This is a genomic window from Nocardia sp. NPDC046473 (assembly GCF_040645995.1).
Classification (GTDB): domain Bacteria; phylum Actinomycetota; class Actinomycetes; order Mycobacteriales; family Mycobacteriaceae; genus Nocardia.
In genome coordinates this window covers 631,126-654,693 of record NZ_JBEYZJ010000001.1, presented here as the reverse complement: position 1 = coordinate 654,693, position 23,568 = coordinate 631,126, and the positions used below count along the sequence as shown (strand labels likewise).

24 protein-coding genes are annotated in these 23,568 nt (G+C 67.9%); 15 read left to right on the top strand and 9 right to left on the bottom strand.

Annotated features, from left to right (window positions below):
• Window positions 1–29: 29 nt before the first annotated feature.
• A complete protein-coding gene (locus tag ABZ942_RS03165; RefSeq protein ID WP_357378508.1) occupies window positions 30–809 on the bottom strand; it encodes a GntR family transcriptional regulator in 780 nt (259 codons plus the stop codon).
• Window positions 810–907: 98 nt separating this feature from the next.
• Between ABZ942_RS03165 and ABZ942_RS03160 the strand changes: the two genes are divergently transcribed.
• The 8 genes from ABZ942_RS03160 (at window position 908) to ABZ942_RS03125 (ending at window position 10,963) form a co-directional block, all read left to right on the top strand.
• Window positions 908–2,035, top strand: a complete 1,128-nt coding sequence (locus ABZ942_RS03160) for a TIGR03364 family FAD-dependent oxidoreductase (RefSeq protein ID WP_357378506.1) — start codon at window positions 908–910, stop codon at window positions 2,033–2,035.
• A gap of 8 nt (window positions 2,036–2,043) precedes the next feature.
• A complete protein-coding gene (locus tag ABZ942_RS03155) occupies window positions 2,044–2,733 on the top strand; it encodes a phosphonatase-like hydrolase (protein ID WP_357378504.1) in 690 nt (229 codons plus the stop codon).
• A gap of 137 nt (window positions 2,734–2,870) precedes the next feature.
• The gene (locus tag ABZ942_RS03150; protein ID WP_357379345.1) at window positions 2,871–3,890 is read left to right on the top strand and encodes a 2-aminoethylphosphonate ABC transporter substrate-binding protein; all 1,020 of its coding nucleotides are present in this window, start codon (window positions 2,871–2,873) and stop codon (window positions 3,888–3,890) included.
• Between the two features lie 27 nt (window positions 3,891–3,917).
• Window positions 3,918–5,114 (top strand): ABC transporter ATP-binding protein, encoded by a 1,197-nt coding sequence (locus ABZ942_RS03145; RefSeq protein ID WP_357378502.1) that lies wholly within the window; start codon window positions 3,918–3,920, stop codon window positions 5,112–5,114.
• An 82-nt stretch (window positions 5,115–5,196) separates the two neighbouring features.
• Entirely contained in the window at window positions 5,197–6,090 is an 894-nt protein-coding gene (locus tag ABZ942_RS03140) for a 2-aminoethylphosphonate ABC transporter permease subunit (RefSeq protein ID WP_357378500.1), read from the top strand.
• Between the two features lie 4 nt (window positions 6,091–6,094).
• Window positions 6,095–6,892: an ABC transporter permease subunit gene (locus tag ABZ942_RS03135; RefSeq protein WP_357378498.1), complete on the top strand. Its 798-nt coding sequence runs from the start codon at window positions 6,095–6,097 to the stop codon at window positions 6,890–6,892.
• Between the two features lie 65 nt (window positions 6,893–6,957).
• Window positions 6,958–7,554 (top strand): DUF4126 domain-containing protein, encoded by a 597-nt coding sequence (locus tag ABZ942_RS03130; RefSeq protein ID WP_357378496.1) that lies wholly within the window; start codon window positions 6,958–6,960, stop codon window positions 7,552–7,554.
• 115 nt (window positions 7,555–7,669) lie between these two features.
• Window positions 7,670–10,963: a hypothetical protein gene (locus ABZ942_RS03125; protein ID WP_357378494.1), complete on the top strand. Its 3,294-nt coding sequence runs from the start codon at window positions 7,670–7,672 to the stop codon at window positions 10,961–10,963.
• 211 nt (window positions 10,964–11,174) lie between these two features.
• Here the strand turns inward: ABZ942_RS03125 and ABZ942_RS03120 are convergent, their stop codons facing one another.
• Together ABZ942_RS03120 and ABZ942_RS03115 are read right to left on the bottom strand one after the other, a co-directional pair.
• Entirely contained in the window at window positions 11,175–11,534 is a 360-nt protein-coding gene (locus ABZ942_RS03120; RefSeq protein WP_357379344.1) for a DUF4254 domain-containing protein, read from the bottom strand.
• A gap of 595 nt (window positions 11,535–12,129) precedes the next feature.
• Window positions 12,130–12,558 carry a ribonuclease domain-containing protein gene (locus ABZ942_RS03115; RefSeq protein ID WP_357378492.1) on the bottom strand — a complete coding sequence of 143 codons (429 nt, stop codon included), beginning with the start codon at window positions 12,556–12,558 and terminating at the stop codon, window positions 12,130–12,132.
• A 218-nt stretch (window positions 12,559–12,776) separates the two neighbouring features.
• Between ABZ942_RS03115 and ABZ942_RS03110 the strand changes: the two genes are divergently transcribed.
• Window positions 12,777–13,640 (top strand): helix-turn-helix transcriptional regulator, encoded by an 864-nt coding sequence (locus tag ABZ942_RS03110; protein ID WP_357378490.1) that lies wholly within the window; start codon window positions 12,777–12,779, stop codon window positions 13,638–13,640.
• On the opposite strand, the gene ABZ942_RS03105 is transcribed toward ABZ942_RS03110, so the two are convergent.
• Window positions 13,637–14,467: an ABC transporter permease gene (locus tag ABZ942_RS03105; RefSeq protein ID WP_357378488.1), complete on the bottom strand. Its 831-nt coding sequence runs from the start codon at window positions 14,465–14,467 to the stop codon at window positions 13,637–13,639. The genes ABZ942_RS03110 and ABZ942_RS03105 overlap by 4 nt on opposite strands.
• The gene (locus tag ABZ942_RS03100; RefSeq protein ID WP_357379343.1) at window positions 14,464–15,279 is read right to left on the bottom strand and encodes an ABC transporter permease; all 816 of its coding nucleotides are present in this window, start codon (window positions 15,277–15,279) and stop codon (window positions 14,464–14,466) included. Before ABZ942_RS03100 ends, ABZ942_RS03105 begins: the two co-directional genes overlap by 4 nt.
• A gap of 246 nt (window positions 15,280–15,525) precedes the next feature.
• Between ABZ942_RS03100 and ABZ942_RS03095 the strand changes: the two genes are divergently transcribed.
• Window positions 15,526–16,026, top strand: a complete 501-nt coding sequence (locus ABZ942_RS03095; protein ID WP_357378486.1) for a hypothetical protein — start codon at window positions 15,526–15,528, stop codon at window positions 16,024–16,026.
• Between the two features lies 1 nt (window position 16,027).
• Here the strand turns inward: ABZ942_RS03095 and ABZ942_RS03090 are convergent, their stop codons facing one another.
• Both ABZ942_RS03090 and ABZ942_RS03085 read right to left on the bottom strand, forming a co-directional pair.
• Window positions 16,028–16,471 carry a DUF4254 domain-containing protein gene (locus ABZ942_RS03090; protein WP_357378484.1) on the bottom strand — a complete coding sequence of 148 codons (444 nt, stop codon included), beginning with the start codon at window positions 16,469–16,471 and terminating at the stop codon, window positions 16,028–16,030.
• Window positions 16,472–16,915: 444 nt separating this feature from the next.
• Window positions 16,916–17,668: an SDR family oxidoreductase gene (locus ABZ942_RS03085; protein WP_357378482.1), complete on the bottom strand. Its 753-nt coding sequence runs from the start codon at window positions 17,666–17,668 to the stop codon at window positions 16,916–16,918.
• Window positions 17,669–17,740: 72 nt separating this feature from the next.
• On the opposite strand from ABZ942_RS03085, the gene ABZ942_RS03080 reads away from it, so the two are divergent.
• The 5 genes from ABZ942_RS03080 (at window position 17,741) to ABZ942_RS03060 (ending at window position 20,787) form a co-directional block, all read left to right on the top strand.
• Complete coding sequence (locus ABZ942_RS03080) at window positions 17,741–18,070, top strand: helix-turn-helix domain-containing protein (RefSeq protein WP_357378480.1); 330 nt, start codon at window positions 17,741–17,743, stop codon at window positions 18,068–18,070.
• Between the two features lie 42 nt (window positions 18,071–18,112).
• Window positions 18,113–19,171 carry a MerR family transcriptional regulator gene (locus tag ABZ942_RS03075; RefSeq protein ID WP_357378478.1) on the top strand — a complete coding sequence of 353 codons (1,059 nt, stop codon included), beginning with the start codon at window positions 18,113–18,115 and terminating at the stop codon, window positions 19,169–19,171.
• An 8-nt stretch (window positions 19,172–19,179) separates the two neighbouring features.
• The gene (locus ABZ942_RS03070; protein WP_357378476.1) at window positions 19,180–19,671 is read left to right on the top strand and encodes a hypothetical protein; all 492 of its coding nucleotides are present in this window, start codon (window positions 19,180–19,182) and stop codon (window positions 19,669–19,671) included.
• Between the two features lie 63 nt (window positions 19,672–19,734).
• Window positions 19,735–20,235 carry a peroxynitrite isomerase gene (locus tag ABZ942_RS03065; RefSeq protein ID WP_357378474.1) on the top strand — a complete coding sequence of 167 codons (501 nt, stop codon included), beginning with the start codon at window positions 19,735–19,737 and terminating at the stop codon, window positions 20,233–20,235.
• Window positions 20,236–20,628: 393 nt separating this feature from the next.
• Window positions 20,629–20,787: a hypothetical protein gene (locus ABZ942_RS03060; protein ID WP_357378472.1), complete on the top strand. Its 159-nt coding sequence runs from the start codon at window positions 20,629–20,631 to the stop codon at window positions 20,785–20,787.
• Here the strand turns inward: ABZ942_RS03060 and ABZ942_RS03055 are convergent.
• Window positions 20,781–22,532: a penicillin-binding transpeptidase domain-containing protein gene (locus tag ABZ942_RS03055; RefSeq protein ID WP_357379341.1), complete on the bottom strand. Its 1,752-nt coding sequence runs from the start codon at window positions 22,530–22,532 to the stop codon at window positions 20,781–20,783. The two genes, ABZ942_RS03060 and ABZ942_RS03055, sit on opposite strands and share 7 nt — an antisense overlap.
• Before the next feature lie 145 nt (window positions 22,533–22,677).
• The gene (locus ABZ942_RS03050) at window positions 22,678–23,544 is read right to left on the bottom strand and encodes a GNAT family N-acetyltransferase (RefSeq protein WP_357378471.1); all 867 of its coding nucleotides are present in this window, start codon (window positions 23,542–23,544) and stop codon (window positions 22,678–22,680) included.
• Window positions 23,545–23,568: the final 24 nt, after the last annotated feature.

Genomic DNA, 23,568 nt, shown 5'->3' with positions numbered 1-23,568 from the left:
TTGTCAGTAGCTGTGGGTCGCGAGCCGCTCTATTTGGTGAGGTGGGCTTCAAAAGCGATGCGGTCGCCGCGATAGAGGCCGCGGACTCGCTCGATCGGGTCGCCGTCGGCGTCCAGGCTGCGGCGGTGTAGCAGCAAAAGCGGTAGGGCCGTGGTGCATTCGAGCAGCGCGGCTTCCCGCGGGGAGGCGAGGACGGTTTCGATGCGTTCGGTGGCGCGGCCGAAGATCACGCCGGAGTCGCGGACCGCGGCGTACAGCGAGGTGGTCGGGTCGTAGGTGGTGCGCAGGCCGGCGAAGCGGTGCAGTGGGAGGTAGGTGCTCTCCAGGCCGATGCGTTCGCCGTCGGCGAGTAGCACTCGCTCCAGGTGCATGACCGAAGTACCCACTGGCACAGCGAGATCGCGGGCGGTGTCGGCGTCGGCGGGCACGTCGTCCCAGCTGACGAGCAGGCGGCCGGGCACGCGACCGTAGCTGATGGCCCCTTCGGTGTAGGAGCGAAGCGACAAGGGCTGCACCATCTTCGGGCGGGACACCACGGTGCCGCGACCCTGTCGGCGAATTCGGCCCTCCACCAGCAGATCTCGCAGCGCCTGCCGGACGGTCTCGCGTGCCACCTCGAACCGGACCGCCAGATCGCGTTCCGACGGAACCGGATCGCCCTCGGCCAGATCACTGAGGATCGTCTCGAGCTCGGTGCGCACGCGATACGACTTCGGCAGCCGGTCGGGCAGCGCGAATTCGGCACGCCCGCCGGGTATGTCGTCGGGTGCCACCGCGGCGCCGACCCCCTCCACCTCCGTTGCTTCCATGTGGCACAGCCTACCCGCAATTGGTCTATACCAATTGTTAACCTGGCGTTTGCGCAGGAAACACCCCTTGGTCTAGACCAATGTGCACCATAGGGACCATGCGATTGGTCATCATCGGAGGTGGGATCCTCGGCACCGCACACGCCCTGGCCGCCGTCCGCCGCGGTCACGAGGTCGTGCAGTTGGAGCGGGAGACCGAGGCCCGCGGCGCCACGGTCCGAAACTTCGGCCTGGTCTGGGTCTCGGGGCGCTCGGCCGCCGAATTGGCGCTGACGCTGCGCTCCCGCGAGCTGTGGGAGGAGATCGGCGGCCAGGTGCCCGGCGTCGGGTTCCGCGCCAACGGCTCCATCACGCTCGTCCGCACCCCCGTCGAGCTGGCCGTCGCCGAAGCCGCCGCGGCAAACGCCTCGGCCGATGCCCGCGGGTTCGAGTTGCTCGAACCGGAGCAGGTCCGGGCGATCAACCCGGCGCTGCGCGGCAAATTCTTTGCCGGACTGCACTGTTCGACCGATGCCGCGGTCGAGTCCCGGCAGGCGCTGCCCGCGCTACGCGCCTACCTGGCGGCCACCGGCCGCTACACCTTCCACGCCGGCACCGAGGCCAGGTCGGTCATCGACACCGCCGCGGGCGCCACCGTGCGCGACGATCAGGGCCGCCGCTTCGACGCCGACCTGGTGCTGGCCTGCACCGGCGCCGCGCACAGCGGCCTGGCCCGCGAGCTGGTCGACGACCTGCCGGTGCGCCGGGTCCGGCTGCAGATGATGCAGACCGCGCCGCTCGGCGAGCCGCTCACCACCGCCATCGCCGACGGCGACAGCTTCCGCTACTACCCCGGCTTCGCGGGCGACGAGGTGGACACGCTGAATCGCGAACAGTCCCAATCGGCTACCGCCGCCGAGCACAAGATGCAGCTGCTCTGCGTGCAGCGGCTGCACGGCGGGCTCACCATCGGCGACACCCACGAATACGACGAGCCGTTCGCGTTCGACGTGGACGAGGCGCCCTACGAGCACCTCACCGCCGTCACCGAGGAACTGCTCGGACGCAAACTGCCGCAGGTGGTTCGGCGCTGGGCCGGCGTGTACAGCCAGAGCCTCGACCCGACCGCCCTCGTCACCCGCGCCGAGGCCGGCGAGCACACCTGGGTGATCACCGGCCCCGGCGGCCGCGGCATGACCCTTGGCCCCGCGCTCGGCGAGCAAACCGCCGACCTGCTGAACCTGTGAGGATTGCGTTGTCTGACAACACCATTCAATTGGCCGTGCTGGATATGGCAGGCACCACCGTCGCCGACGGCGGACTGGTGCTGCGCGCGTTCGATGCCGCCGCCACCGTGGCGGGCATCGAAGCCGCAGGTCCGGAACGTGAACGGGCCCGAAAGTACGTGCTGGACACGATGGGCCAGTCGAAGATCACCGTCTTCCGTGCGCTGCTGGGCGACGAAGACCGGGCCCAGGAGGCCAACCTGGCCTTCGAAGCCGCCTACGAGGCGTTGATCGACGAGGTCGACATCACCCCGATTCCCGGTGCGGCCGAGGCCATTACGAGGCTGCGCGACGCGGGCGTCAAGGTCGCGCTCACCACCGGCTTCAGCCGGGGCACCCAGGACCGCCTGCTGCACGCACTGGACTGGAAAGACATCGCCGACCTCACCCTGGCCCCCTCGGACGCCGGGCGCGGGCGCCCCTACCCCGACATGGTCCTCATCGCACTGCTGCGTTTGCAGGCCGATGCCGTGAATCATGTTGCAGTACTGGGTGATACGACGAGCGACATCGCCACCGGCTTGGCCGCGGGCGCCCGGATCGTCGCGGGCACGCTCACCGGCGCACACGACGACGCGCAACTGCGCGCGGCGGGCGCCACCCATGTCGTGCCCTCGGTGGTCGAGTTCGCCGACCTGGTGCTCGCCGAGCACATCTGACTCCGTCGACCGGCCCGCGCCGCCGACGGTCCACCCGCCCCTCCGACTCCGACACTCCTCACGAACCGAAAGTTGTAGTCATCGTGCGTACTTCGTACAAGCCGGCCGAGCTGGCACGCACCCTCGCCCGCACCGCACTGGTCGTCGCGACCGCTGCCGCCGTCGCGGCCACCGCGGCCTGTGGCGGCACCGGCACCGAGAGCGCCACCGGCAAGACCGTCACGGTCTACTCCGCCGACGGTGTCGGCCCCTGGTACCAGACTCAGTTCGCGGCGTTCCAGAAGCAGACCGGGATCGCGGTCAACCTGGTCGAGGCGGGCTCCGGCGAGGTCGTCAACCGGGTCGACAAGGAGCAGGCCAACCCGCAGGCCGACGTGCTCGTCACACTGCCGCCGTTCATCCAGAAGGCGAAAGCCAGTGGGCTGCTGCAGGACAGCGGCGTCGACACCAGCACCGTCCCCGCCACCGACAAGGACGCCGAGGGCAAGTACGTCACGCTGGCCAACAACTACCTGTGCTTCATCGCCAACCCGTCGGTCGACGCCACCAAGCTGACCTGGGACGACCTGCTGAAGCCGGAATTCAAGGGCAAGCTGCAGTATTCGACGCCCGGCCAGGCCGGTGACGGCACCGCCGTGCTGATCCTGCTGCAGAAGCTGCTCGGCAAGCAGGGCGCGCTGGACTACCTGAACAAGCTGCAGGCCAACAATGTCGGGCCGTCCTCCTCGACGGGCAAGCTGCAGGCCAAGGTGGACAAGGGCGAGCTGACCGTCGCCAATGGCGATGTGCAGATGAACCTGAGCACCATCAAGGACAAGGCGTCGAAGTTCAGCGTCTTCTTCCCGGCCGCCGCCGACGGCAAGAAGTCGACCGTCGCGGTCCCCTACGTGATGGGCCTGGCCAAGGGCGCCCCGCACAAGTCCGACGCGACGAAGCTGATGGAGTTCCTGCTCTCCGCCGAGGTGCAGAAGACGCTCGGCCCGGACGCTTTCGCGGTGCCCGCCCGCGCGGAACTGCGCGATGCCCCGGTCACCGGCTCGGGCCCGTCGCCGAGTGCGGCACTCAAGGGTGTCGAGGTGCTTCCGGTCGATTGGAACAAGGTGCTCACCGACCTGGACGGTGACATCGCCGCCTACCAGAAGGCCACCGGTAGCTGAAACGCCGTCAACCACAAGGGAGTCGACATGTCCGCCGGTGACGCACTCACGAAATCGTCCACCACGACCGCCCCGCCCCCGCCCGCGGCCACCGAACCGGCGATCGTGTTCGATCGGGTCGGGGTCAGCTACCGCAGCGGTCGCAAAACCACTGTCGCGCTGGCCGATTTCACGCTGCGCGTCGCCGCGGGCGAGACCGTCGCCCTGCTCGGACCGAGCGGCTCCGGCAAGTCGACCGCGCTCAAGGCACTGGCCGGATTCGTCCGGCCCACCTCGGGCGCGGTCCGGCTGGCCGGGCGCGACGTCACCGACCTGTCGCCCGCCAAACGCGGCATCGGCGTTGTCGTGCAGTCCTACGCGCTGTTCCCGCATATGAGCGTGCACGGCAATGTCGCCTTCGGGTTGAAGTCACATCGGGTGCCGCGCAACGAGATCGGCGCCCGGGTGACCGAGGCGCTGGCGATGGTCGGCATGGGCGCCTACGCCAAGCGGCTGCCGAGGGAGCTGTCCGGCGGCCAGCAGCAGCGGGTGGCGATCGCCAGGGCCCTGGCGATCCGGCCCAAGGTGCTGCTGCTGGACGAGCCGCTCGCCGCGCTGGACGCGCAACTGCGCCAGTCCATGCTCGGCGAGCTGCAGCAGCTGCGAAAGGCGTTGCCGGACACGGCGATGCTGTACGTGACGCACGACCAGTCCGAAGCACTCGCGCTGGCCGATCGCATCGCGGTCATGCGCGACTCGCGCCTGGTCGATATCGATACCGCCAACAACCTCTGGCGGCGGCCGCCCAGCGACTTCACCGCCGCGTTCCTCGGCGGCGCGAACCTGTTGCCGTGCAAGCTGAACCGCCTCTCTGGCGGGTCGGCCCTGGTCACTGTCGGCACCCAGACCCTGCGCGCGCAGGCACCCACACCCGGTGTCGGCCAAGAGAACTGGGTTCTCGACGCCCCCGCCCTGCTGTGCGTGCGCCCGCACACCGTGCGCATCGTCGCCACCTCCGAGCGCGACGCACTACGCGGCACGGTGGTCTCCGCCGTCTGGCGCGGCGCATCCACTCGCCTGACCGTGACGATCGACGGCCTGGCCGACGAGGTCACGGCCGACGTCCCCGGCCAGGTCGACACCGCCATCGGCGCCATCGTCGGCGTCCGCTTCCCCGATCCGGCAGGAGTACTGATCCCCTGCGCGGTAGGCGGCCGAAGCAACACAACCGAGGTGTCGCTGTGAACTCAACGCATGGCCAGCACCGTGCGCCACGAGTCGCGACTCGGACGCTGCGTTCGCCGGGAAGACGAGCGGGAGTCCGCTCATGAGCGTGCCCGCACTCCTCGAGCCGATCGCCCCTGAGGCACCGAGTCGGCCTGCGCGGCAGCGCAACTGGAAGCCGGTACTGTGGAGTCTGCCGCCGCTGCTCGTGGTGCTGTTCATCGCCGTGTACCCGATCGTGCGGGTGCTCGCCGAGTCGACGGTGACACCGACCGGCCGTGGCACGTCGGTCTGGTCGCAGGTGCTCGGTTCCGAGTCGTTCCGGGATGCGTTGTGGCGCACCGTGTTCATCGCGGTGAGCTCGGTCGCGGGCTGCCTGGTGCTCGGCACGTTTCTGGCGATCGTGCTGGCCTTCGTGCCGTTTCCCGGATCGCAGGTGGTGGGTCGGCTCATCGATACCGTGCTGACACTGCCGTCGTTTCTCGTCACGCTGGCGTTCACCTTCCTCTACGGCACGGCGGGCGCGGTGAACGCGCTGATCAGCCACCTCACCGGGAACATCGAACCGGCACTGAACTTCCTGAGCACCCCGCTGGGCGTGATCCTGGCCGAGATCACCTTCTTCACGCCGTTCGTGGTGCGCCCGCTGCTGGCCGCGTTCGCCCAACTGCCGCGCGAACAACTCGACGTGGCAGCGAGTCTCGGCGCATCGCCGTGGCGGGTGCTGCGCCAAGTGGTGCTGCCTGAGGCGTGGCCCGCGCTCGCGGCGGGCGGCAGCCTGGTTTTGCTGTTGACGCTCAACGAGTTCGGCATCGTGCTGTTCACCGGCGCCAAGGGCGTGATCACGCTGCCCGCGCTGATCTACACCCGCGGCATCGTCACCTTCGATCTGCCCGGCGCCGCGGTGCTCGCCTCGGTGCAGGTGCTGCTGTCGCTCACGCTGTACATCGGCTACCGGCTGATCTTCGCCCGGTTCATGGCCAGGAAGGAGCACTGACGCGATGCTGATGTGGACCAAGCGCGGCCGGGCCATCGTGCTCGCCGTCTTCGCGCTCGTCGTGTTCGTGGTGTTCGTCGCGCCGATCGCCACCGTGGTCGGGGCCGCGTTCGCCGGGCACTGGACCGGCCCGCTGCCGTCGGACCTGGGCTTCGCCAACTTCGGCCGCGCGCTGTCCGGCGAGCAGGCGGCCAGCCTCTCGGTGAGCCTGCAGACCGCGCTGCTGGCCGGCGCCGTCTCGCTGATCCTCGGCACCTGGGCGGCGCTGGCCGCACGGGAGGCGCCCGGCTGGTGGCGGCGCTGCACCGACGCGGTGTTCCATCTGCCGGTCGCGGTGCCGTCGGTGGCCATCGGCCTCGGTGTGCTGATCGCGTTCAACGAGCGCCCCGTGCTGCTCGGCGGCACCAAATGGATTGTCATCCTTGCGCATTCGGTGCTCGTGCTGGCCTACGCGTTCAGCGCGGTCGCCGCCGCCCTCGACCGCCTCGACCCCGGCTACCGCGAGGCGGCCGAATCCCTCGGCGCGAGTCCGGTCCGCGTGCTCTGCCAGGTGACTTTGCCGCTGCTGCTGCCGGCACTCGGCGCGGCCGCCGGACTCGCCGCCGCCCTGTCCATGGGCGAACTCGGCGCCACCATCATGGTCTATCCGGCCACCTGGAAGACCCTGCCGGTCGGCATCTTCGCCGAAACCGACCGCGGCGAGGTCTTCGACGCCGCCGCGAGCACCACGCTCCTGGTCCTGGTCACCCTCGTCGCGCTCATCCTCCTCGGACGCCTACGCAGCCGCGCCGCCCTGCGCTGACCACAGCTGTCTTGCGGCGCGCGGCGGTCCGGGCACAGGTTCGGGTGTCGACCTAGGATGGCGAGGTGTCAGCACTTCCCTTGATCTTCACCGCGAGCTGGGCGAGCGGGGTCAACGCCTACGCTGTGGTGCTGCTGCTCGGGCTGTTCGGCCGCACCGGCCTCTCCGATTCGGTGCCGGACGCCCTGCAGCGCACCGACGTGCTGATCGCCGCCGCGGTCCTGTTCTTGATCGAGGCGGTCGCCGACAAGATCCCGTACTTCGATTCGTTCTGGGACTCGTTCCACACCGTGGTCCGGCCCGCCGCCGGCGCCGTCGTCGCGGCATTGCTTGCGGGACAAGATGGTTCGCTGCCCGAGCTCGCGGTGGGCGCGCTCGGCGGCGCGACCGCGCTGGCGAGCCACCTGGTCAAGGCGGGCACCCGGATGGCGATCAACACCTCGCCGGAACCGGTCACCAACATCGTGACGAGCACCGCCGAGGACATCTCCGTCGCGGGCCTGGTGACCCTCGCCATCTTCCACCCGCTCCCAGCGGCCATCATCGCGGGCGTGCTGCTCGTGATCGGGTTGCTACTGGTGTCGTTCTTCGCCACCCGCATCCGCCGCTACCTGCGCCGCCGCCGACAGCGCCGGGAGGCCCGCAGCGCGGCCGCGATCTGACCCGCAGCGGGCGCCGTTTTCGATCTCGGTCCGGCGAAACCCGCTGTACGCGACATATCCTCACAACGACTACGGGGGTTCCCTCCGCATCTGAGAGAAGGTTGGCGGTCCAACAATGGCATCACCGGCGACGAAGCTAGTGAAGGACATCGAGCCGTTGTCCGCACCGCAGCGGCGGCGGGCGATCGCGACGGTGGCGTTGCGGTTGGCCGGTACCGCGGAACTCGGTGCGCTGGTGACCGATCTGGCGGGGCGGGGTCGCTACGAGCGGATCCTCTCGATTCACCTGGCCTCGATCGCCGCCGACCGCGAACATCTTGTCGGGCAACTGGATTCGACAGGTCAGGAGTTCGTGTCGCGCGCCGTCGTCGCGCTGGTCCGGCTCGGTGTCGAGCCCCAGCTGCTGGTCGAGCGGTTACCACGGATGGCGCAGCGGACGCGGCAGGTGCTGTATCGCGCGGTCGGCCGCCGCACCCGCGACGCCGGCCTGGCCGATGCCTTGCTACCCGAGGTCCGGCGACTGTTCGGGGACGCCGAGGCGGCGCGGATTCTGCCCTATTGCTCGACGCGGCTCGTGATCGAGCAACTGCCCGAGTTCGCCTACGCCGCGCCGAACTGGCAGACGTTGAGCCGCAGGCACACCGAGGCGGTACTCGCCTATCTGACAGACCTGGCAGCGCAGGCGGGTGAGTCCGATTGGCCCGAGCTGTGGCCGCGCATCGCCGCCGGAGCGGGCGCCTTCGCCCTGCGTGACCCCGACCGGCTGCTTGCACTGGCCGCTCAGGCGGTGCGGTACGTACAGATCCGCGGTCTGGACGCGATCGCGGGCAAGTTGACCCGGCACGCCCCCGATGCCGTCGTCGAACTGATCCTGCATCCGAGCGGGCGCGGCAACTGCGTCGCCGGAAGCGCGGTGTTCCTGGCCTTGCGCGAGCTCCCCGACGATCGGCTGACCGCCGTGTGCGCCGCGTATTCCGGCTACCACCGGCGGCGATTCCTGCATGCGCTGCCGCCGAGTCGGCGCACCGAACTGGTGCGGCAGGTGTTCATCCGGCCCGGCGTCGATGCCGCGCAGGTCGATCTCGACGCGCTCGACAGCCTGCGCCGCGACGATCGGGCGGCACTGGCCCGCGAATTGCTCGCCCGCCAAGGCGGTTCCGATGATCGGCCGGTCCGGGAGCGGCTGATCGCCCGGTTGTCGTGGGAGGAAGCCGAACCCGTCCTGCACGAAAGCATCCGTCGCCCAACGGCCGACGAGCGCGCCGAGGCCTATCCGCTGCTGATCGTCGCGGCGGTCGGCAGCCGCGACCCCGCGGTGGTCGGCACGCTGCTCGAATCGCTGCGTCGCCTGCGCAATGAGCAGGACCCGGTGCGGCGCACCGCGTTACAGGCGATCAATCAGATCCCGCCGACGCTGTTGCGCACCGAACACCTGCCCGCGCTGGAGATCCTGGCTACCGACGCGCTGCAAGCCCGCGATCGATCGTCCACGACTACCGGTGCGCTCGGCGTGCTGGCCCGCGGGCTACTGGTACACGGTGCTCGCGTCGACGATCCGGCCTGCACGGAGTCGGCGCTGCGGCTGATCGAAAGCCTTGCGGCGCACGCCAGCTCGATTTCGCTGTGGGACCTGGACCGTGACCTGCCGCACGGCGCGGAGCATCGACTATTCGCGGCGCTGCGTCGGCGGCTGGACGGTGATGCGGTGCGCGACGAATGGAGCCTTACACTCGGCCTCGCCACCGGCCTGAACGAGCGCGCTTGGCACGTCGCGCCCTTGCAGCAGTTATTGCTTCGGGCCTGCGGCGCGCGCAACGACTCCGTGATCCATCGCGCCGTGGACCTGGTGCTGGCCAACCCCGCCACCCGCGACGAACACCTCGCGACCCTGCTGAACCGGGACCGCTCCCTCATCTCGCTGCCGCGGGTGCAGCACGTGATCGCCACGCGCCGAACGGATCTGCTCGACATGGTGCTCAGCGGCGCCACGCCCGGCCGGTTCATCGCCCCGAAAGTGCGTCTGGTGCCCGATTTTTCGGCAGGCTTCGACGGCTGGACGCCACGGCAGATCGAGCTCTACGCACGAGCGCTCACCGGGCTGGTGCGGTCGAAGGAGTCCTCGCTGTGGGAGAAGACATGGGCGGTCCGGCGTTTGGGCCACCTACCGGGCAGCGTCGCGCGCCTCGTCGGCTACACCGATCACGCCGAGCTCACGGTGGCCGAGGCGGCCCTCACCGCGCTCGGCCGCAGCGACGAGGCCGAGGCCGCGATCGGCGTGCTCGGTCGGTATGTGGACTCCGATCGCGCACGAGTCGCGGTGAGCGGCATCGCCTCCCGCGCCAGGAGCATCGCCCCGGATCGGCTCGCCGGTGCGCTCACGCCGCTGCTGGATTCGCCGAAGATCACCTCGCTCAAGGAGGGGGTGCGGCTGCTCGCGGCGCTGCATGTGCCCGAGGCGATGGCCGCGATCCGGGCGATCTGGGACCGCCCGAACCAGCATCGCGACGTCAAACGCGCGGTGGTCTTCGCGTGCCGCTGGCTGCTCGACCAGGACGAGGCCTGGCAGATCCTCGCCGAGGCGTCACGTGACCCGGCCGTGGCGGGTGAGGCACTGAATCTCACCCCCGCACTGCTGCCGATTCCGCAGCGGCGCAAGATGGCCGAGCTGGTGCGGGAGATGGCGGGCGGCGCCGACGTCCAGCTGGCCACCGAGGCGATGCGGGTGCTCAGCGCGTGGCAGCGCTGGGCGCCCGCCGACACCGGCGAGATGCTGGTGCGCAGGCTCGCCGATCTCGGTGAGGCCGGGCTGTGGCGGCAGGCCGCGCGGGTGCTGGTCGGCGGGGATTTCCGGGCGGAGCTGCCTGCGGCGGTGGATCGGCTGCTCGCCGCCGAGGACATCGTCATCGCCGGTCGCGATCTGCCTGCGCGCCAGCGACTCTCGACGCTGCTCACCAGCCTCGGCGCTGCGGCGGGGAGCTCGGATGAGGCGCGCGCGACGGCGGTGATCGTGGCCGAGCGGCTGGCGGGTGAGACGCAATGGCGACGGTTCGCGATCGACCTGCTGCTCGCCCAGATCCGGTGGGCCGATGCCGCGTCGAGCGTGCGATCGATCCAGCAGGCATGTGGTCTGGCGCGGGGTGCCCTGGTGGTCTATCCGGCCGAACAGCTGCGGATACAGTTGGCGCGGACCGGGCAGATGGTCGATGCCGAGACCATGACGACCGTGGCGCGTGACCTGTCCACCGACGTGGACAGTGCGACCGCGCTGGCCGCGCTGGCATTGATCTCGCAGTGCGGCAATCACTTCGGCTGGACGGCCACCTGGGTGGAGCTACTCACCCGAATGCGGACGCACGGCCAGAGCAATGTTCGGGTGGCGGCGCACGAAATCTTCATCATTGCCGAGTGATTGCCAAGAATTTCCAGCGGGCGTGCCGCGCCAGTCGACCACGCGGCACGCCGGGCGGGGCGCCCCGTTGCGCCCGCCGTCACTGTGCAGGCGACGTGATCGTCCGGAGGGGGTCACTGGTCGGATGACAACCTGGGACATCGCCTTGGTGCAAGCGACGCTGTCGGGGCAGTGTCACTATCGCGGTGCAGAAACCGTCAGTCGAAAAAGATCACTGCTCGGGCAAACGACGACGACCACCGGCCACGTCGGTTACCAAATCAGTGTACCCATCGACGAGTTCTGCCAAGTGGTACCAATGTTTATGGGTATTGTCGCTGCGCGCGCCGTCGACATCGATGGCCTGGTTCGCGTCCACCCAACTGCGCGCCATCCGGTCCACCACCGCACCGAGGCTTTCCGTGTGCAGCGACGCGCCGTTGCGGTGCTGCGGAATCTCCTTGCCGATCCAATCATTGATATCGTCGACGAGTTCGCTTCGGCGACAGTCGATTTCGACGATCAATGTGGTATCGCGCACCTGCTGCCTGCGGGCGTGCAGCTCGGCAAGCGCATGCGCGGACCGCAACATTTCCCGATCTTGGAAACGGCGCCCCTGAAAGGCACACAATAACTGCGGAGCAGTTGGCAGGACCCCCACCGTCGGCGCACTCATGCCTGCGCCTCGCTAGCATTCGGCTCCGGCATGAGCGCGCAAGGCGACTGCACCATGATTCGCTCGCTACGCTCGCTCATGTATGCGTGTACCTCGAGTTCGCCCGATACCAACACGCTTTGTCCCAACATAATTGGCTCTCGATTCGGTTATCCCGGTCATCGGATCGGTTGTTCACAACTAGGCTAGCTGGATCATGCACTTACCGATGCAAGAACGCAAGAGTGCGTCTGCATTGCTGCGACTCGTCTGTAAGCGCACCTTCAGGCACTCGGTTTCCCAGCAGGACAACAGCTTCAGCGCCTGGTGAACAGGGCATCGCCGATGACCTCGGGCGATGCGAGAGCCTGCTTCGCATGTGGGCGGGCAGCGCACCGGTCGCGAGTCTTGATAGCGGATCAGTATGCGTCAGAGGGGATGCCGACCGGTTGCTTGCCGGCCGCGAGGACGGCGCCTTCGCCGTAAAACATGTCAAGATGGGTTACGAACAGGGCTCTAGTCTGATTCCCGCTCAGCGCATTCGGGTGAACGACACATAGTGATCGCCGGTGTACCAGGCAGATCGATCGTTGCCGGTGACGATGCGTTCGGCATCGCGGTTCTGCCCCGGCTTCTTGATATTGACGTCCCACTCCTGATACGCGATCCGCCGCCCCGCCGAATCGGTACTCGGCAGTGTCCCCTCCCGATTCGACCAGGCCCCACCGCCTTTGGTGCCGGACCCGTCGTTCGGTGGCCAGGTGCCCGCATCGATCCGCGCCAGCGTGTCCCAGGCGCGCTGCGGAACAGCGGCACTGACCAGCGTGACCGCCTCGCCGCGCACAGACCTCGGCGAATGTTCCTGCGCCCCCGTCGACAGCCCGAGGACCAACGACAAGGCCGCCGCAACGACAGCAAGAATGTGCACGAACCGCTTCGAGGTCGAACCCGCCCCAGTCATACCGCGTGAACCTACGGGACCGAGTCGAACACCAGGTTTCCCCAGGTTTCCGATCCGTGAAGCCTTGGTGCCGATCCTCATCGCGGGAACCGCTCGACAGCGTACGCTTTCGTCCTACGAACGCGCCCGTGGTCGCACATTTGCCGCCGCACGCGGGCTCTTCCCCGGGCGCGAACGCGATAGTGCGTGCCGAGTGCGTGGATCGAAGGGATGGTGTCATGGCAGGCAAGCGCACCGTACTGACCGTGCGATTGCGCCGGTTGGCCGCGATGCTGCACGAGATGCGCGAACACGCCGGACTCAGTAAAGAGGAGGTGAGTGCGCAAACCGGGATCAACGTCACCACGTTGTATCGGATCGAGACGGCGCAGGCGCGGCCGCAGCGGCGCACCCTCCAGGCGATGCTCGACCTGTACGCGGTGTCCGAGGAGCAGCGCGACGACGCGATGGAGTTGCTGTCGGACGCGCTGAAGCCGGGTATGTCGCGGGCGTACGAGGGCAGCGTGTCGGAGGTGTACGCGGCGTACATCAACTTCGAAGCCGAGGCGTTGTCCGCGCGGCATTATCAGACCTCCACCATCCCAGGGCTTTTGCAGACGATGGAGTACGCGACGGCGGTGATCGACACCTCGATGCCGAAGGTAGAGGCGGCGATCATGGAGGACCGGGCGCGCGCCAGGATGGATCGGGCCGCCAATCTGACCAAGGAGGAGCCGCTCGAGCTGTGGGTGGTGATGGACGAGGCGGCGATCCGGCGCACTGTCGGCGGGCCCGCCGTGATGCACGGCCAGTTGGCTCGGCTACTACAGGAAACCAAGCGTAAGAACGTGATTCTGCAGATCCTGCCGTTCGACGCGGGCGCCCATCCCGGCATGGCGGGTTCGTTCACGCTGCTGGACTTCCACGACCCGGCCGATCCGGAGCTGGTGTACGTGGAGGGCATCGCGGGCGACGAGCTGATCGAGGGGCACCCCGAAATCCGGCGCTTCGGCGTGATTTTCGACCAGTTGCGCGCGATGGCGTTGAGCCCGCGCGACTCCGCGGAGATGATCATGGACGCCGCGGCGCGGATGGGCCGCTAGCACCGGCTGGCCCGCCGGTAACCGACGGCCGCGGGCACCGCGAACACCACCATCGCGCCGACCGACCACGCGATGGTGGCCAGTAGCGGAGCTCGGACCGCTCCGCCCAGCGACAGCCCGCGCATCGCATCTATCGCGTAGGTCATCGGTTGATGCGCGACGATCGGCTTGGCCCAGCGCGGATACGCGGTCAGCGGCACGAATCCGGTGCTGAAGAACATCATGATCGACGATCCGAGCGAAACCGCCTCCACCAGTGCCGTTTTCGCGCTGAACACCGCGACGGCGGTGACCAGCGTCGCGAAGCCGAGCCCATACAGCAGCGGCACACCGAACAGCGCGAGACCGGCGAGCACGCCCTGCTCGAATCGGAAGCCGAGCGCCATGCCTACCGCGAACAACACCATGGTGCACAACAGGATTCGGACGCCCTCGGCGAGGATCCGGGAGGCAAGCCCGGACGCGCGATGCACCGGCAGCACCCACAGTCGGGCCAGCAGGCCCTGATCGCGTTCCCGGCCGAGCGTGATCGCGCCGGCCAGCGACCCCGACATCACCCCGACCAGCGCCACCATCGGCACCGAGCCGTACAACGCGCTCGCGCCGGAGAACGTCGAAATCTGCTTGCCGAGCACGGTATTCAACACGATCAACAGCAGCGCCGGGAATACCAGCGACTGCACCATCGTCAACGGGTCACGCCACCACCGCAGTAGCAACCGCCGGGTCTGAATGACAGTCTGCGGCACCAGCAGCCGCCAAGTCTCGGTCCGGCCCTGGACCAGCGGCAGATTCGCGGCCGCGATGTGGTTGTCCGTCCTGGTCATTCCGACCTCCGCACGGCGACCACCGCGCCGAGCGCGCCGAACACCACGAGTATCCCCGTCGCCCAGGCCAAGCCGGGCCCGAGCACCGGCCAGCCGACGACTCCCGCATTGCCACTCGGATCACCGGCCAGCGCACGCAACCCGTACACGAACTGCGACACCGGTTGATTGCGCGCGAAACCCTGCAGCCAGGGCGGGAATTGGCGCGCGGGCGCGAGACCGGTGGACACCAGACCGAGGATCAGCTGCGGAAAGATGAGCACCTGCGTGATTGCCTCCGGGCTCTTGGCGAGGCTGCCGATCAGGTCCGCGCCAACACACAGCGCCAACGCCACCAGCAACGCGAATGCCATGAACCCTGTTGTTTCCCAACCACTTCCGTAGAAGCGGACGCCGATCACCCGGCCGCACACCACCGCGACCGCCAACGAGATCGCCGCGCGGTACATGGCGGCGGTGATCCGGGCCGCGAGCGGCGCCGCGGCGGGCATCGGCATCGATCCGAATCGGATGGTGAGCCCGTCCTTGGCGTCGCTGGCCGCCCGGAACGCGGCCGAGGTCGCGCAGAATGCCACCGCCTGCATCACGATCATCGGCATCAGGAACTGCGCGTAGCTGCTCAGGCCGTGCCCGTACACGCTCATCACCAGGTTCAACGGCACATAGAACCCGAGGGTGAATACGGTGGGCGCGACCACGGCGGTCACCAATTCCCCGTTGCGCCACGACGGCCGGATCAGTCGGCAGGTGAGCACCCACCACTGCGCGACCGCGCCGATCCGCGGTCGCGATGGCACCGTCAGCAGGCTCATCTGCACGCTCTCATCCTGCGGATATCCGCGCCGGTTTGCCGGGAACCGGCACTTGTCCGCATGTCGCGGGCGGCTGTCGTAGGAGATACCGAGATAGCGTCCAGTTCGGTTCATCGGGCCGGTGGTTTCGCGGCGGAACCACCCGGCGAGTAGTGGGTCTTATTGTCGGACAGTGCAGCAAGTCACGTCGGGTTCGTCCCTATCGGTAGATGACTACACGCAACCCTGTGAGTAATGTGTGCCGAGATGACCAGCATGGAAGCTCGTTTCGGTGACGCGCCCCGGACCGTGCCCCTACCCAATCCGTGGAATCTGACCGCCTACCTCGCCGCCGTTGCCGCGCACCGTGGCCGCTCCATCAGCCTGCACACCGCGGCCAAGGCGCTGGTGAACGAGATCGGTTGCGGCGGAGGCGGTCTGTGGGTCGCGCGCAAACACGACGATCTCATCGTCTATGACGCCGACGCCACCGATCGCAATGCCGATCACATCATCCTGCACGAGGTGGGGCACATGCTGCTCGGTCATGGCACGCAGGAGTCCGACCGCCGCACACCGGTACCGCCGACGCTGACGCTGATGCTGCCCTCGATTTCGCCGCAGTCGGTCGAGCATGTGCTCGGGCGCAGTGAATTCGGGGTCGATCGGGAGCGGGAGGCGGAGGTGTTCGCCGACATGACCATGGTCTACGCCACGCTGCCGCAACGCCGGAATCGATCGTTCCGGCTGTTCGGCCGCGGGAAGTAAGTCACCAGCGGTCGTACGGATCGTCCGGTAGCCGCCGGATGCCGTTGCGCAGATCCTCGATGAGATCCTGGTAGCCGTCGGCCATCTCCTCGATCTGCACCCAGGCGTCGTAGAAGACCGCCTCCGGGGCGAAGGCCAGCGCCGCGAACGCCTGTGCGGTCATGCAGGCGAGCCGGTCCACCATTCTGCCGACGGTTTCGGTGTGCTCGGGTGCGGCGATCTCCGGGACCGGGGTCGCCAAGGTGACCCAGCGATCGATGGTGCGCACCAGCTGCAGGCGCCGCTGATCGATCTTGACCGCCTCGGCGGCCGGGGTGCGCTCGCGCACCAGGTGCAGCTGGGCCAGTTCGCCCGCCGCCTCCAGCATCGGATGATCGTCGTGCGGGAAGCCGCGGAAGGCGGCGAGCAGCAGATCTTTCGCGGGCAGCGTCCGGTCCGGGTTCACCTCAGCACCCCCACCCGGCTGCGCGTCGGTACGCCCCGCCCCTCGGGTGATGACGTCGCCGCAGCACATCCCGCACCTGGCACACATCGATAGCGTGAACGAGACGTCCCCCCTTCACGTAGATTTCACCAACTTCCGTTCGTCCGACACGCGCTGGTCAACCGCCTCCCCACCAGCCTGCCGCCGCATCCATCAGGCTCGGCAAACCTCGAGTGACCACACCTTAATCTGCCACTCGGAAGTAATCACCTGCGGCTATGCCCAGCCGACCCGACGCCACAACCAATCCCGGGCAAGCCAGGCAAATCTTGCTCGATGAGCGCGCGGATGCGGCGAGCGGACCAGTTCAGATATCTACTCGAAGGAATGGCCTCGTTATCGAAGTGAGCACGGTGAACGACTCCGCGGCGCAACGGTTGACAGTGGACGATTCGGGCCGGGGTGTCAGTGGGCGTGGGCGGCCAGATAGTCCGGGCCGCCGACGTATGTGGTGTCGCCGGATTCGGTGGGGCTGGTGGTCGCGTCGGCTACCGCGGTGGCGAATTCGGCGACGGTGGGGAGGGTGCCGTGAGTGCGGCGAGCGGCGACGGCGTCGGGGTTTCGGCGTTCCAGGAGTTGGACGATGATGGTGCCGTCGATCATGTCGCCGGAGACGGTGTGCAGGGTGATGCCGTGCGCGGCGAGGGTGGGAATCATTGCGCGGAGGGCGTTTTCGCCTGCACGTTTGCTGGCGGCGATGGGCTCGTATTCGGCGGGGACCGGTTTGCGGCCATGGAAGTGGGCCTGGTGGCTGGTGACGAACACGATTCGGGAGCCGTCGGGCAGGTGGGGTACGGCCAGTTCGACGAGGCGGGTTTGCGCGTCGCGATTGATCGACATGGCGTAGTCGGGTGCGGCGTTGCGTTCGAGACCGCCGGAGGCATTGAGAATCAGGACGTCGAGGCGGCCGAATTCCTTGGTGATGGTTTCGATGAGGGTGCGGGCGGAGGTTGCGTCGGAGATGTCGGCGCCCGCAGTGGAGGCGCTGCCACCCGCGGCGTTGATCTCGTCGGCGAGTGTCTCGGCGCGCTTGAGCTTTTCGCGGTAATTGATGATCACGTGGTCGCCGCGGGCGGCGAGGATGCGCGCGGTTTCGGCGCCGATGCCGCGGGAGGCACCGGTGATCAGAACGATTCGCTGCGTGGCTGGATGACCCACCGTTTCCCTCTCGATCGCGGACCGTCGGCCCGGCGGATTGCTTCTAATTCAGAATCACTATGGTAGTTCTAAATGAGAAGCGCAAGCGGGGCGAGGCCGCCCGCGAGCCAGGCCGATCCGCCGGTCCTGGCCGCGATGGAACTGCTGGGACAGCGGTGGATCCTGCGCGTTCTGTGGGAGCTGACGCCCGGACGAGTCGGGTTCCTCGAACTGCGGCGGCGGATGGACAACTGCTCGTCCAGCATGCTTTCGGTGCGGTTGCAGCATCTGCAGAGCGCGGGGCTGATCGTGAAGAACGCGGACAAGTCCTATGAACTCACCGTCGCGGGAACAGAACTCGGCACCGCGCTGCAGGACGTCTGGAAGTGGTCGCGGAAGTGGGAAACCGCACTCACCGACTGAGCGGGTTGACCTTCGGCCTACTCGAGACTTCATGATGGCCGGGTGGCAGAGTCCGACGGGTTGATCACGATAGGCGTCTTGGCGCGAGCGAGTGGGCTCACGGCGAGTGCGCTGCGGTTTTACGACGACTGTGGGTTGCTGGTGCCCGCAAGGGTCGATCCGCTCACCGGGTACCGGTATTACACCGAGGTACAGCAGGAACGAGCGGCGTTGATCCGCCGCCTGCGGGCGATCGAGGTACCGCTCGAATCAATCTCGGACATCCTGTCCGGCGATGTCGAGCGCGCTGAGCGACTGTTGGACGAGCACGTCGACGAGTTACAGCGACGAGCGCGGGCGGCCGCCGACCTTGCCGCGAAGATCAAGCGGACGCTCGCGGTCGGGTCGATGGATGACCGTGTCGCGTTGCCTGCCGCACTGTTAGCGGAGGCATTCGAGCAGGTACGGAACGCTGCGGCGGACAATCGCGAAATCCCTGTTCTCGCAGGCATTCTGCTGGAGGTGAGGGCGAATTCGTTGACGCTCACCGCCACCGATCGCTACCGGCTCTCGACTCGGACGGTGGTGTCGCGCGACCGGCAAGGCAGCGACTGGTCGGTGGTCATCGATGCCGGCGATCTCGCGCCGATCATCGGCTGGCTTCGTCGGCTGGACGAAATCGTCGCCGCCCCAACCGATCAGGGCTTGCTGCTGGTCGGCGAGGATGCCGAGCGATATTGCCCACTGATCGATGAGCCGTTCCCTGACTGTCGAGCGGTCTTGTCGGGCCTGGCGCCGGTCCGAACCCGGGTGCTGACGGCTCGCCTGCCGTTGCTGACTCTCCTCGAAAATAGCTCCCCCACAGTCAGATTCGAGATAGAAAACGCTGGCCTCACCGTGTCCGACAGCAGTAACCGACACCACCTGCCCGCCACGGTCACCGGCTCCGACATCGACCTCTTCTTCGAAGTCACGACACTGCTCCCAGCGATTCACACCGCCCTGGGCCCCGATCTCATGCTCGACATCGCCGCAGCCGACCACCCGGTCGTCCTGCGTTCCGCCACCGACGGCGACCTCACCACCCTGGCCATGCCGACCTGGCATCCAGCCGACAGATAGGACCCCCCATGACCGACGACACCATGACCGCCATCACGCGCGCGGTAGCACTCGGACACGAAGGCCAACCCGATGCGGCCCGCGAGTCACTGCTCGCCCTATGGAATTCCTTTGGCCCACAGGGCGATCCACTGCACCGCTGCACCCTCGCCCACTACCTCGCCGACCTGCACGACGACGCGGCCGAGGCACTCACCTGGGACATTCGCGCCCTGGACGCCGCCGATTCCCTCACCAACACCCGCGCTCAGGAATACGACTCGTCGCTGGACGTCCAAGGCTTCTACCCGTCCCTGCACCTCAACCTCGCCGACAACTACCGCAGGCTCAGCTCTTTCACCGCCGCCCAACGCGAACTCGCCGCCGCCCGAGCCACGTTGCCCAGCCTCCCCGACACCCCTTACGGCACCATGATTCGCACCGCGGTCGACGAAGTCGACGCAGCGATCCAAGCGCAAGACACCAGCCCCCGAGCCTCCGCCCCAACCGGCCGTCGCTAGCCGAATCACCGAATTAGGCAGTATACGAAGCCACCGTGCACCAACAGGTTTAGGCTGTGCGCCGTGGTCGAACCCCAACCGTCAATCGCACCCCATCCCGACATCGCTCCCTTGGCGCCGCTGCTCGGCACCTGGCGTGGCGACGGACACGGCGAATACCCGACCATCCAGCCGTTCGATTACCTGGAGGAAATCCGGTTCGGCCATCTCGGCCGCCCGTTCCTCACCTATCGGCAGCGCACCCGCGCCGCCGACGGCAGCCGCCCGATGCACGCCGAAACCGGCTATCTGCGCTGCCCGCGCCCGGACCGGGTCGAATTGATCTTGGCCCACCCCACCGGTATCACCGAAATATGCGAGGGCGTACTGAATGTCGCCGACGGCGCGCTGCATATGGAATTCGACTCCACCAGCATCGGCCGCTCCAGCACCGCCAAACTCGTCACCGCCCTCGGCCGCACCTTCCAACTGAAGGGCGACACCATCGATTACACCTTGCGCATGGCAGCGGTCGGCGAGCCCTTGCAACACCACCTCGCCGCCACCCTGCACCGCGCCAACTGAAAAGTCGTCATAGGCCAGGGTGAGCGCTTCCCCCGCGACCGCGTTTCAGGCTGTCGGCGTACCGCGCGATCCGGACTCTCTCCACTGGACGGTGCGGGATCCAAACATTATTTGGCCGGATGGTCCGGTTTCATGGAGTTGTTTTCGCGTTCGGCGAATTCCACAAAAAGACCGGCCCGTGCCGAGGTAGTCTCACCGGGATTCGCCCGAAATGTGACCCGCGGCATGTTCTTGCTGCCATGTGTCGTCGGCCACTCGCGCTTGTTCGATGAATCGATCCCGGTTTACGGTTCAAAAGTCAGCAAACTTTCAGATAACTTCGCGCGGTAATCCCTGCGCAGAACAGCTAGAACCTTCCCCCGTCGACACCCCTGACCCCGAGGGAGCCGAACAATGAAGCGTTCCACCACAATTCTGGCCAGCGTGGCCATCGTCCTCGGCGGCGCCGCGACCGTCCAAATCCTCGACGGCGGCGACGCCGGCGCCGTGATCATGGATAACGCCGCATCCTCCAGCAACCCGGCAGCCGCGCACGACCGCGCGGCTCAGTAACCCGGTGGCAGCGCGGCGAACATATCGCGACTGACCGCGACCGCGTTGTCGGAGCTGCCACCCCTGACCAATAGCGTCGCGAACGCGATATCGCCGCGGTAACCGACGAACCACGAGTGCGACCCGCCGTCGACCTCGGCCTCACCGGTTTTTCCGTACACCTCCCCCTGATCGGCGATCCGCTCGGCGGTGCCGCCGGTGACCACCCTGCGCATCATCGCCCGCAGCCCGGTGCTCACCTGCGGCGCGAGGGCGGGCGCCGCGCCATCGACCGTGGTGGCGCGGCCCGCGATCAGGTACGGCACCGGCACCGAGCCGTGCGCGACGGTGGCCGCCATCAACGCCATGCCGAGCGGGCTGACCACCACCTTGCCCTGGCCGATGCCGTCTTCGGTGCGCTGGATCAGCTCATCCGAGGGCGGCACCGAGCCGGAGAACGTCGGCAGCCCGTCGACCGTATAGCTGGGGCCGACACCGAGTTTCGCGGCGGCCTCGTGCAGCGCGGCGCCCGGCAGTCTGCTGGCCACGTTGGCGAACGCGGTATTGCACGACCGCTCATACGCCGTGATCATCGGCGCGTCCCCCAACGTGAACAGGTTGTAATTGGGAATCGTGCGGTCCCCGATAGTGATTCGGCTCGGACAGGGCAGCACCGTGTCGGGCGTGGCGAGTCCGGTGGACATGGCGGCGGCCGCGGTCACCGTCTTGAACACCGAACCCGGCGGGTACTGGCCGATGGTCGCGACCGGGCCGTCCTGGTCGGCCGCCTTGTTCTGCGCGATCGCCAGGATCGCGCCGGTGGATGGACGAATCGCCACCAGCATCGTCTGCTCTTCACGCAGGTCGACGGCGCGTTGCGCGGCGTTCTGCACGTTGCGATCCACGCTGAGCGAGAACGACGGTGCCGGTTGCGAGGGCACCTCGGTGAGCACGTCGGTGTCGGCGCCGTTGGCGTTCATGGTGACCACGCTCCAGCCCGCCTTGCCGTCCACCTCGGCGATCACCGTCTTGCGGATCTGGGCCATCAGGTCCGGCGCGAACGCGCGGTCGGTGGGCACCAGGTCCCACTCCGGGGTGATCATGACACCGGGCAAACCGATGAGATCGGTACTGACCTGGTCGAATTCGCTCTCGCTGAGCACTGCGACGGTGTACGCGCCCTTGGCGGCGACCGCCGCGTCCCGCACGGATTCCGGTGTGAGCTGCGGGTCGAATTGGCTCAGTGCCGCCGCCAGCGAGGTCGCGACCGCGCCGGGGTCGGCGGCGTTCGCCGCGGTGAACGCGACCCGGGATACCTTGCCGGGCACCAGCACATCGCTGCCCGCCTGCTCGTTCACCCGCGCGCGGGGCGCCGGGTTGGCGCGCAGCGACATCGTCTGGGTGTCACCGAGCTTGGGGTGGATGTTCGACGAGGTCCAGCGGACCTTCCAGCGGCCGCCGCTGCGCCCCATCTGCAACTGGCCGGTGTAGCGCCAGGTCCGATCCTTGGGCAACTGCCACTCGTAGGTGTAGTCGACGGTCGCGGTGTCGCCGCTGACCCTGGCCGAGCCGGTGTGCGCCGAGAGCTGCTCGGCTTGGAGGTGATCCCACGCGGAACCCAGTGCGGCACTGGCCTTTTCGGGCTGATTGGTGAGGTCGGCCGCGGCCGCAACGTCGTGCTTGGCGAACGCCGTGACGAACTCGTCCGCCGCGGGCACCGGTCCCTGCGGGCCGCGCGCGCAGCCGGCCGCGGGCAACGCGAGCATCGCGACAGCCAGCGTGACAATGAGCGGTGTCCTCAGCGGATCGGTCCTGGTCGACATCGGCACCGATGGTAATAGCCAACGCTGAGCAAACCTCCGCGCCGCTCCGTGTTTCTTTCCACTGAAACAGCTTTCAGCGTAGGCGAGCTCAGTCGAGCAGGATGGTGGCGAAGGTAGCGATCTGCCGGAAGCCGACGCGGCTGTACGCGCGGCGCGCGACTTCGTTGTAGTCGTTCACATACAGGCTCGCGGTGCGACCGGACGCCACCACCGCGTTGGCGATCGCGGCCGTGCCCACCGTGCCGAGTCCGGTGCCGCGATGTTCGGGATGCACCCAGACCCCCTGGATCTGGCCGGTGCGCCGGGACAACGACCCGACCTCGGCCTTGAAGACGACCTCGCCGTCCTCGAAACGTGCCCAGGCGCGGCCGGATTCGATGAGGCTCTGAATCCGGCGGCGGTAGCCGCGACCGCCGTCGCCCGCGCGGGGATCGACGCCGACCTCTTCGATGAACATCGCGATCGCGGCGCAGAGGTAGCGTTCGAGTTCGTCGGGCCGCACCCGGCGGACATCAGGGTCGGGCGCGACCAGCGGCGGTTGCGCGAGGGCGAGCAGCGGCTGTTCGCCGCGCAGTTCCCGCTCCGGGCCCCAGTGGTCGGCCAGCATCTCCCACAGCGGTAACGCCAGTTCACGGCGTCCGACCACCGACGAGGCGATCCGCGGCCAGCGCAGCGCGCGGTCCGCGAACGCCCGGAGCGCGTCGTGGTCACCGCGCAGCGGGACCAGGTTCGCACCCGAGAAACACAATGACTCCGAGGGGCCGCCTCGACTCCACAGTTCGCCCTGCCCACACCTGGTGGTGTCCAGGCCGAATTCCTGGAGCCGGGCGGCGACCATGCACGAGGCCACCGGATCGGCATCCAGCACTCGGAGGACCTGTCCCAGGTCCCGGTTCGCGAGCTGGCGCGCGGGGACGTATTTCGCCCTGCGCGTCGGCTCCAGCAGACTCCGCACGCTGTTAGCCTGCCACGAAAATCG

Bases quoted from the DNA above. Each gene is read 5' to 3' on its own strand.
- ABZ942_RS03165 (WP_357378508.1), bottom strand. From the start codon at position 809: ATGGAAGCAACGGAGGTGGAGGGGGTCGGCGCCGCGGTGGCACCCGAC.
- ABZ942_RS03160 (WP_357378506.1), top strand. From the start codon at position 908: ATGCGATTGGTCATCATCGGAGGTGGGATCCTCGGCACCGCACACGCC.
- ABZ942_RS03145 (WP_357378502.1), top strand. From the start codon at position 3,918: ATGTCCGCCGGTGACGCACTCACGAAATCGTCCACCACGACCGCCCCG.
- ABZ942_RS03140 (WP_357378500.1), top strand. From the start codon at position 5,197: ATGAGCGTGCCCGCACTCCTCGAGCCGATCGCCCCTGAGGCACCGAGT.
- ABZ942_RS03135 (WP_357378498.1), top strand. From the start codon at position 6,095: ATGCTGATGTGGACCAAGCGCGGCCGGGCCATCGTGCTCGCCGTCTTC.
- ABZ942_RS03125 (WP_357378494.1), top strand. From the start codon at position 7,670: ATGGCATCACCGGCGACGAAGCTAGTGAAGGACATCGAGCCGTTGTCC.
- ABZ942_RS03120 (WP_357379344.1), bottom strand. From the start codon at position 11,534: ATGTTGCGGTCCGCGCATGCGCTTGCCGAGCTGCACGCCCGCAGGCAG.
- ABZ942_RS03115 (WP_357378492.1), bottom strand. From the start codon at position 12,558: ATGACTGGGGCGGGTTCGACCTCGAAGCGGTTCGTGCACATTCTTGCT.
- ABZ942_RS03110 (WP_357378490.1), top strand. From the start codon at position 12,777: ATGGCAGGCAAGCGCACCGTACTGACCGTGCGATTGCGCCGGTTGGCC.
- ABZ942_RS03105 (WP_357378488.1), bottom strand. From the start codon at position 14,467: ATGACCAGGACGGACAACCACATCGCGGCCGCGAATCTGCCGCTGGTC.
- ABZ942_RS03100 (WP_357379343.1), bottom strand. From the start codon at position 15,279: ATGAGCCTGCTGACGGTGCCATCGCGACCGCGGATCGGCGCGGTCGCG.
- ABZ942_RS03095 (WP_357378486.1), top strand. From the start codon at position 15,526: ATGACCAGCATGGAAGCTCGTTTCGGTGACGCGCCCCGGACCGTGCCC.
- ABZ942_RS03080 (WP_357378480.1), top strand. From the start codon at position 17,741: ATGAGAAGCGCAAGCGGGGCGAGGCCGCCCGCGAGCCAGGCCGATCCG.
- ABZ942_RS03070 (WP_357378476.1), top strand. From the start codon at position 19,180: ATGACCGACGACACCATGACCGCCATCACGCGCGCGGTAGCACTCGGA.
- ABZ942_RS03060 (WP_357378472.1), top strand. From the start codon at position 20,629: ATGAAGCGTTCCACCACAATTCTGGCCAGCGTGGCCATCGTCCTCGGC.
- ABZ942_RS03055 (WP_357379341.1), bottom strand. From the start codon at position 22,532: ATGCTCGCGTTGCCCGCGGCCGGCTGCGCGCGCGGCCCGCAGGGACCG.